The organism is Ilumatobacter nonamiensis YM16-303, from assembly GCF_000350145.1.
In the GTDB taxonomy this organism is placed as follows: Bacteria; Actinomycetota; Acidimicrobiia; order Acidimicrobiales; family Ilumatobacteraceae; genus Ilumatobacter_A; species Ilumatobacter_A nonamiensis.
Window position 1 is genome coordinate 1 of record NZ_BAOL01000118.1, and the last position, 7,090, is coordinate 7,090.

Sequence of the window (7,090 nt, forward strand, 5' to 3'; positions counted from 1 at the left end):
GACCGTTACGTAACGGGTCTGACCCGTCACGTAACGGTCGGGGTGGTCACGCGGTCGCGGAGCCCGCGACGGACTCGAGACCCAGTTCGGCGATCGAGGTCTCGCGCATCTCGACCTTGCGGATCTTGCCGGTGACCGTCATCGGGAACCCGTCGACGAAGCGGACATGGCGCGGCACCTTGAAGTGCGCGATCTCCCCGCGGCAGAAGTCCTTGACCTCGTCCTCGGTGAGCACGGCACCGGCCGCGAGCTGGACCCATGCCACGACCTCCTCGCCGTACTTCTCGTCGGGGACACCGATCACCTGCGCGTCGGCGACATCGGGGTGGGTGTAGAGGAACTCCTCGATCTCGCGAGGCGAGATGTTCTCACCGCCGCGGATGATCATGTCCTTGATCCGTCCGACGATGTTCACGTAGCCGTCCGCGTCCATCGTCGCGAGGTCACCGGAGTGCATCCAACCCTCGTCGTCGATCGCTTCGGCGGTCTTCTCTTCGTCGTTCCAGTAGCCGAGCATCACGTGGAATCCGCGTGTGCAGTACTCGCCCTCCTCACCGCGCTCGACCACCTCACCGGTGCCGGGATCGATGATCTTCGACTCCACGTGCGGCAGCACGCGACCGACCGAGGTGACCCGATGCTCGATCGAATCGTTCGCTGTCGTCTGTGTCGACACCGGCGAGGTCTCGGTCATCCCGTACGCGATCGTGACCTCGGCCATGTTCATGCGGTCGATCACCTTGCGCATCACCTCGATCGGGCACGGCGATCCGGCCATGATCCCGGTGCGGAGCGAACTCAGATCGAACGAGTCCAGCTGCTCGTGGCCGAGCTCCGCGACGAACATCGTCGGCACCCCGTACAGCGAGGTGCATCGCTCGGCCTCGACGGTGCGCAGCACCGCGTCGGGGTCGAACGTCGGACATGGCACGACCATCGTCGCGCCGAAAACGGAGCACGCCAGGTTCCCCATCACCATGCCGAAGCAGTGGTAGTACGGCACGGGAATGCAGACCCGATCGACCTCGGAGTAGCCGCACGCCGACCCGACGAGCAGGGCGTCGTTGAGGATGCTCCGGTGGCTCAGCGTCGCGCCCTTCGGATTGCCGGTCGTGCCGGACGTGTACTGGATGTTGATCGGGTCGTCGGGATGCAACGAGTTCGCTCGGACCCCGAGTTCACCGGGCTCCACGGTCTCGCCGGCCGCGAGCAGATCGCTCCAGTCGTCGGTGTCGAAGAACACGACCGACTCGAGGTCCGCCAGTTCGTCGCGCACCGACTCGACCATCTCCCGGTAGTTCGACGTGAGGTACTCCGTCCGGGCGACGAGCAGCTTGCTGCCCGACTGTTCGAGCGCGAAACGCAACTCGCTCCGTCGGTACGCCGGGTTGACGTTCACCTGGATCGCGCCGATGACGGCAGTGGCGTACTGGACGTAGACCCACTCGGCGAAGTTGGTGCTCCACATCGCGACCCGGTCGCCCTTCCCGACACCGCGTGCGATCAATCCCCTGGCGACCGCCTGCACCGTTTCGTGGAACTCGCTCCAGGTCTGACGGATTCCCTGGTGGGCCACGACGAGCGCCTCACGGTCAGGGAACCGCTCGACGGTCGCGGCGAGATTCGCTCCGATGGTCTGGTCGAGCAGCGCGGTGTCCGTCCGGCCTCGGTCGATTGATGTGGTCATGTCCCTCCCCAGAGAACGTTGCCTGCCTGCGACGGTACAACTCCGGGAGGGTGCCGCGTCTACGTTGGGCCCCGTGGCCAAACACGAGGAACTCGGCTTCTACACACTCGCCGGAGCGCCCGACTCGCCGCGTGACCTGATCGACGAGATCCGAGACGCCGAGGCACTCGGCCTCGGCGCGGCGTTCATCTCCGAACGCTTCAACATCAAGGAGGCCGCAACGCTGAGCGGAGCGGCCGGCGCCGTGTCGGAGGACATTCGCATCATCACCGGCGCCACCAACCACAACACGCGTCACCCGATCGTGACCGCCTCCTACGCGTCGACGATGCACTACCTCACGGGCGGACGATTCACGCTCGGGATCGGTCGCGGCATCGCCCCGATGCAGGACGCTTTCGGGATCGGGCGGATCACCACCGAACAGATGGAGGACTTCGCACTCCTGATGCGGCGGCTGTGGCACGGCGAGACGGTCATCGGCCACGACGACTCGAACGGCTCGTGGCCGGTGCTCCGCCTCGATCCCGACTTCGACGCCGACATCCCGCTCGCGCTCGTCGCCTTCGGTCCGCGGTCACTCGACCTCGCTGGACGCGTCTTCGACGACGTGATCCTGCACACCTTCTTCACCGACGAGACGCTGACGCGCTGCGTCGAGACGGTCAAGTCCGCCGCCGAGCGGGCCGGACGCGATCCCGACGCGGTCCGTGTGTGGTCCTGCTTCGCGACGATCGGCGACCACATCGATGAACCGCTCCGCCTCAAGAAGAGCGTCGGCCGACTGGCCACCTACCTCCAGGCGTACGGCGACCTGATGGTCGAGACGAACCGGTGGGATCCGGCCGTGCTCGCAGCGTTCCGTGCGGACCCGATGGTCTCGGGATTCCGCGGCGCGATCGACGACAAGGCGACGACCGCCGAACTCGAGCACATCGCGACGCTGATCCCCGACGAATGGCTCGCGCCGAGCGCCACGGGGAGCGCAGAACAGTGCGCCACGGCGGTGCGCGGTCAACTGACTCTCGGTGCCGATGCGGTCATCCTCCATGGCGCAACGCCGGGCCAACTCGCGCCGATCGTCGACGCGTACACCACTCCCTGATCAACGGAAAGAGGCATCAACATGCAGGTACGAGCAGCGGTCATGCGGACCGGAGACGGTCCGTTCACCATCGAGGAACTGGAACTGGAATCACCGCGAGCCGACGAGGTGGTGGTGCGCATGGTCGCCGCCGGGATGTGCCACACCGATCTGCTGTCGCGCGAACTTCCACCGGAGTTCTTCGGCGGTCCCCAGGTCTACGGCCACGAGGGATCGGGTGTCGTCGAGGAAGTCGGTTCGTCCGTGACCGACCTCGCGGTCGGAGATCACGTCGTCCTCTCGTTCAATCACTGCGGCTCCTGCAAAGCGTGCGACGCCGGACGGTTGCCGCTCTGCTTCAACTTCAACGCGTACAACATGAGCGGCGCGCGTCCCGACGGCACGAAGGCGTTCGCCGACGCAGCCGGTGACGCGGTCGGCTCGCACTTCTTCGGACAGTCATCGTTCGCGAGCCACTCCGTCGTGGCACGTACGTCGGTCGTGAAGGTCGACCCGTCCTACGACCTCGCCAAGCTCGGCCCGCTCGGATGCGGAATCCAGACGGGTGCCGGAGCGATCCTCAACACGCTCGACGTCCAACCGGGATCATCGGTCGTCATCTCCGGCGCAGGCGCGCTCGGACTCAGCGCCGTGATGGCCGCGAAGGTCGCGGGAGCCGAGCAGATCATCGCGATCGATCGTCACGAGAACCGGCTCGAACTCGCGACGAAGTACGGCGCGACGACCACGCTGTCCGGGGCCCCCGCCGAGTTGACGGCAGGCATTCATGCGGCGACGGGTGTCGGTGCCGACTACGCGTTCGACACCACCGGCAACGCCGCGGTCGTCCGCGCCTCGTTCGAGGGGTTGAACAACCTCGGCACGATCGGTCTCGCCGGCGTGGGTTTCGGCGACATCACCTTCGACTTCATCTCGCTGATCGGCGGCCGCACGATCACCGGTGTGATGGAGGGCGACTCCACGCCGCAGGAGTTCATCCCACGGCTCGCGGAGCTCAACGCGGCGGGCGAGTTCCCGTACGACGAGCTGATCACCACCTACGGCCTCGATCAGATCAACGAAGCGGAGGCCGCATCCGCCGACGGATCGGTCATCAAACCCGTGCTGATCTTCTGAGGTGGGTGTCAACCGGGGTCCGACCCCGGCTGATCCCGGTCGACGAGGGACAGGTACGCCTCGATGGTGCGATCGAACTCGGCATCGAAGTCGCACGTGGCGAGGCGTTCGCCGAAGTGGAGCAGGGCTCGGCACCGCGCCTCGGCATCGATTCGTTCGGTGTCGAACACCGCCGTTCCGCCATCGGCGATCAATGCCGTCGTCTCGGCCAGCAACACCCCCGAGGTCATGTTGACGAACAGGAAGAATCGGTGGACCACCTCGGCATCGTCCCCTCCGCTCTCCTGGAGGGCCGAGAGGATGGAGTCGATCCGCTCGACGACCGCGGTGGTGGACGGGGGCTCGGTCACGAGCCGGACGAAGAGATGGGGGTGCCGCTGCGCCACCCGGCGCAGCTCGCGCGCGCTCGAGCGGATGCGCTCCTGCCACGGCTCGGCGGGGTCGGGTGGCTGCATCTCCGCATAGACCTCCTCGACCACCGCGTCGAGCAACGCTGATTTGTCGGCGACGTGCTTGTACAGCGCCATCGCCTCGTAGCCGAGCGTCGTTCCGAGACGTCGCATCGACAGGCCGTCCAGTCCGTCGCGGTCGATCAACTCGATCGCCGCCGAGGTGATCGCCGCCACGGTCAACGGTGTTCTCTCCGGTGCGGCCATGGTCACAGTTTACGGTGTATACATCGCGACGGCCGCTCGCTACGCTGACGGGATGGATTACACCGTAAACCTCCGGGGCGACACCATCGCTCCCATCCCGTCGTTGCCGTTCTCCGCCCTCGGAGGACAACCCGGATTCGATCGCGACGCACTCGACGAGTTCCTGTCAGGCAACCACATCGCGAATCTGGCGTACCTGCGCAAGGACGGACGACCCAACCAGGCCCCGCTGTGGTACCGATACGCGGACGGCGTGATGGTGTTCGCCGTGTCGACGGATTCGGCGAAACACCGTGCTCTGCTCCGCGACGACCGGGTCTGCGTGACCGTGCAGGACGAACGCCCGCCCTACCGCGCCGTGATCATCGACGGCACCGTCGAACTCGTCGACATCGGCACCGCGGGCGAACTCTCGACCGAGATGGCGACGCGCTACTTCGGCAAGCTCGGGGCCAACGAGTACGAGAAGATCTCGCGAGCCGATCGCGAATCGAAGGGCCAGACCCTGATCCGCCTGATCCCGAGCGAGGTCAAGGGCTTCGACAACACGAAGGCGATCAACAAGGCGTTGCTGACGTTCACCCGCGTCCGCGACAAGCTGCCGATTCCGCGCCGCTGGGTCTGAACCGTCTCGGGGAGCCGCTACTCGGATCGTCGGGCGACGTGGACCCAACGCGTGAAGCCGGCGCGTTTGCGGACGGTGCACACTTCGACGTCGTCGTATCCGGCGGCGCGAATCCACATCGAGAAGTCGGCGGGAGCAACGAACACGCCGGTCGGAGCCGACTCGACACATCGTCGAAGGATCCCCCGGATCTGCGCCTCGTCCGCGTCGATCGCGTGGCCGTACGGCAGATCGGTGACGATCGCGTCGGCGCGCTGCTCGTGTTCGCGCGAGTCGGCACGCACGACGGTTGCGTCGTACCCGAAGTGCGCGAGATTCTCGGTCGTCATCCCGACCATCGCCGGTTTGTCGTCCACGCCGTACGCGTCGAGACCGAGCGAGGCCGCTTCGAGCACGATCGACCCTGCACCGCAGCACGGGTCGAGAATCGAGCGGGCATGCGGAACGAGATTGACCAACGCTCGCGCGAATCGGCCGTCGAGCGACGACGACGTCGTCCACGGTTTCGCGTCGTGGCGTCGGTAGGACGCGTCGGTGACGGTGACGACCTCACCGAAGATCAACCGGTCCGCTGCGGCCGCCACGACGAAGCGGCAGCGGGGGGTGCTCAGGTCAGGACCGTACGGAATCACGTCGGCGAGCGCCGTGGCGACCTCCTGCGTCGACCGCCCGATCCTGTCGGAAGGATCGTGGACGTCGATCCGGAAGCCGTCGGCCGCGAAGGTCGCGTCACCGACGTTCGTCACGAGTTCGTCGAGCGATCGACCCGTCGCCAACACGGCGAGTCCCGTCTGCACGTACGCGGCGCGCGCGACGAGATCGATCCGTTCGCACGTCGCGATGCCATCCGGGTCCGGGCGACCACCCGTGAGGCTCTCGCACTCCGCGGTGATCAGACCGTGACGAGCGACCCGGGCGCAGATCGCGAAGAGCGCTGCCTCGCTCAACCGCGGGCGACCGCGTCGACGATGATCTGCGCGAGTTCCGGCGCGACATCCTCCTGGAAGAAGTGGTGCGCGTTCGCGACCGTGACATGCGGTTGCCCCTGCGCACCCGGCACCAGTTTGAGGAAGGGCTTGTCGCCACCAGCCGTGATCGGATCGCTGTCACCGAAGCAACAGATCAGCGGCTTGTCCCAGGCCATGAGGACCTCCCAGGCCGCCTTGTTGGCACTCGCGGCCGGGTCGTCCGGCGACGTCGGGACCAGCGACGGGAAGATCCGCGCTCCCGCCATGTACGTGTCGTCGGGGAACGGAGCGTCGTACGCAGCGATCTCGGCGTCGGACAACTCGGTGATGGTCGCGCCGTTGATCAGGAACCCGATGTCGAAATCCGGTGAGGTCTGGCTGAACTTCTGCCAGGCCAGGAACGCGTCGCTCGGCGCGTGCTCCCCGGTCGGCAGGCCCGTGTTCCCGATCACCACGCGTGCGAACCGCTCCGGGTTCTCGGCAACGAGCCGCAGCCCGACGAGTCCGCCCCAGTCCTGACCGAAGAACGTCGCGTCACGGAGGTCGAGATGATCGACGATCGCCTCCTGCATCCAGGCAACGTGTCGGGCGTAGGTGTAGTCGCTCTGTTCGGTCGGTTTGTCGCTCTTGCCGAACCCGACGAGGTCCGGCGCGATCACGCGCAGCCCCGCGTCCACGAGCAGCGGGATCATCTTTCGGTACAGGAAGCTCCACGACGGTTCGCCGTGCAGCACGAGCACGACCGGGCCGTCGGCGGGACCCTCGTCGAGATAGTGCACGCGCAGGCTGCCACCGTCCTGGTCCGACACGTCCACGTAGTTCGGCGCGAACGGATAGTCCGGCAGATCCGTGAACCGCTCATCGGGTGTCCTCAGTACCTTCATGTCTCTCTCCTCTCGGATGTGCCAACCGGTGTCTGACACCCGATGGCAC

The 7,090-nt window shown here is 66.4% G+C and carries 7 protein-coding genes; 3 read left to right on the top strand and 4 right to left on the bottom strand.

Annotation, left to right across the window (positions count from 1 at the left end):
• Positions 1 to 46: 46 nt before the first annotated feature.
• Positions 47 to 1,687, bottom strand: a complete 1,641-nt coding sequence (locus ON45_RS12210; RefSeq protein ID WP_051062968.1) for an AMP-binding protein — start codon at positions 1,685 to 1,687, stop codon at positions 47 to 49.
• Between the two features lie 73 nt (positions 1,688 to 1,760).
• Between ON45_RS12210 and ON45_RS12215 the strand changes: the two genes are divergently transcribed.
• Both ON45_RS12215 and ON45_RS12220 read left to right on the top strand, forming a co-directional pair.
• Positions 1,761 to 2,792 (top strand): TIGR03857 family LLM class F420-dependent oxidoreductase, encoded by a 1,032-nt coding sequence (locus tag ON45_RS12215; RefSeq protein ID WP_040494239.1) that lies wholly within the window; start codon positions 1,761 to 1,763, stop codon positions 2,790 to 2,792.
• 21 nt (positions 2,793 to 2,813) lie between these two features.
• A complete protein-coding gene (locus ON45_RS12220; RefSeq protein WP_040494247.1) occupies positions 2,814 to 3,908 on the top strand; it encodes an NAD(P)-dependent alcohol dehydrogenase in 1,095 nt (364 codons plus the stop codon).
• An 8-nt stretch (positions 3,909 to 3,916) separates the two neighbouring features.
• Here the strand turns inward: ON45_RS12220 and ON45_RS21470 are convergent, their stop codons facing one another.
• The gene (locus ON45_RS21470; RefSeq protein WP_051062969.1) at positions 3,917 to 4,564 is read right to left on the bottom strand and encodes a TetR/AcrR family transcriptional regulator; all 648 of its coding nucleotides are present in this window, start codon (positions 4,562 to 4,564) and stop codon (positions 3,917 to 3,919) included.
• Positions 4,565 to 4,616: 52 nt separating this feature from the next.
• Here ON45_RS21470 and ON45_RS21475 point away from each other — a divergent pair, with 52 nt between their 5' ends.
• Positions 4,617 to 5,189 (top strand): PPOX class F420-dependent oxidoreductase, encoded by a 573-nt coding sequence (locus ON45_RS21475; protein ID WP_051062970.1) that lies wholly within the window; start codon positions 4,617 to 4,619, stop codon positions 5,187 to 5,189.
• Between the two features lie 17 nt (positions 5,190 to 5,206).
• Here ON45_RS21475 and ON45_RS12235 read toward each other — a convergent pair whose 3' ends face one another.
• Together ON45_RS12235 and ON45_RS12240 are read right to left on the bottom strand one after the other, a co-directional pair.
• Positions 5,207 to 6,136: a TRM11 family SAM-dependent methyltransferase gene (locus ON45_RS12235; RefSeq protein WP_040494249.1), complete on the bottom strand. Its 930-nt coding sequence runs from the start codon at positions 6,134 to 6,136 to the stop codon at positions 5,207 to 5,209.
• Positions 6,133 to 7,041: a haloalkane dehalogenase gene (locus ON45_RS12240; RefSeq protein WP_040494251.1), complete on the bottom strand. Its 909-nt coding sequence runs from the start codon at positions 7,039 to 7,041 to the stop codon at positions 6,133 to 6,135. Before ON45_RS12240 ends, ON45_RS12235 begins: the two co-directional genes overlap by 4 nt.
• Positions 7,042 to 7,090: the final 49 nt, after the last annotated feature.

What these genes read in the sequence shown, in the direction of transcription:
- ON45_RS21470 (WP_051062969.1), bottom strand. Translation starts at nt 4,564, where the DNA reads ATGGCCGCACCGGAGAGAACACCGTTGACCGTGGCGGCGATCACCTCG.
- ON45_RS12240 (WP_040494251.1), bottom strand. Translation starts at nt 7,041, where the DNA reads ATGAAGGTACTGAGGACACCCGATGAGCGGTTCACGGATCTGCCGGAC.
- ON45_RS12220 (WP_040494247.1), top strand. Translation starts at nt 2,814, where the DNA reads ATGCAGGTACGAGCAGCGGTCATGCGGACCGGAGACGGTCCGTTCACC.
- ON45_RS12210 (WP_051062968.1), bottom strand. Translation starts at nt 1,687, where the DNA reads ATGACCACATCAATCGACCGAGGCCGGACGGACACCGCGCTGCTCGAC.
- ON45_RS21475 (WP_051062970.1), top strand. Translation starts at nt 4,617, where the DNA reads ATGGATTACACCGTAAACCTCCGGGGCGACACCATCGCTCCCATCCCG.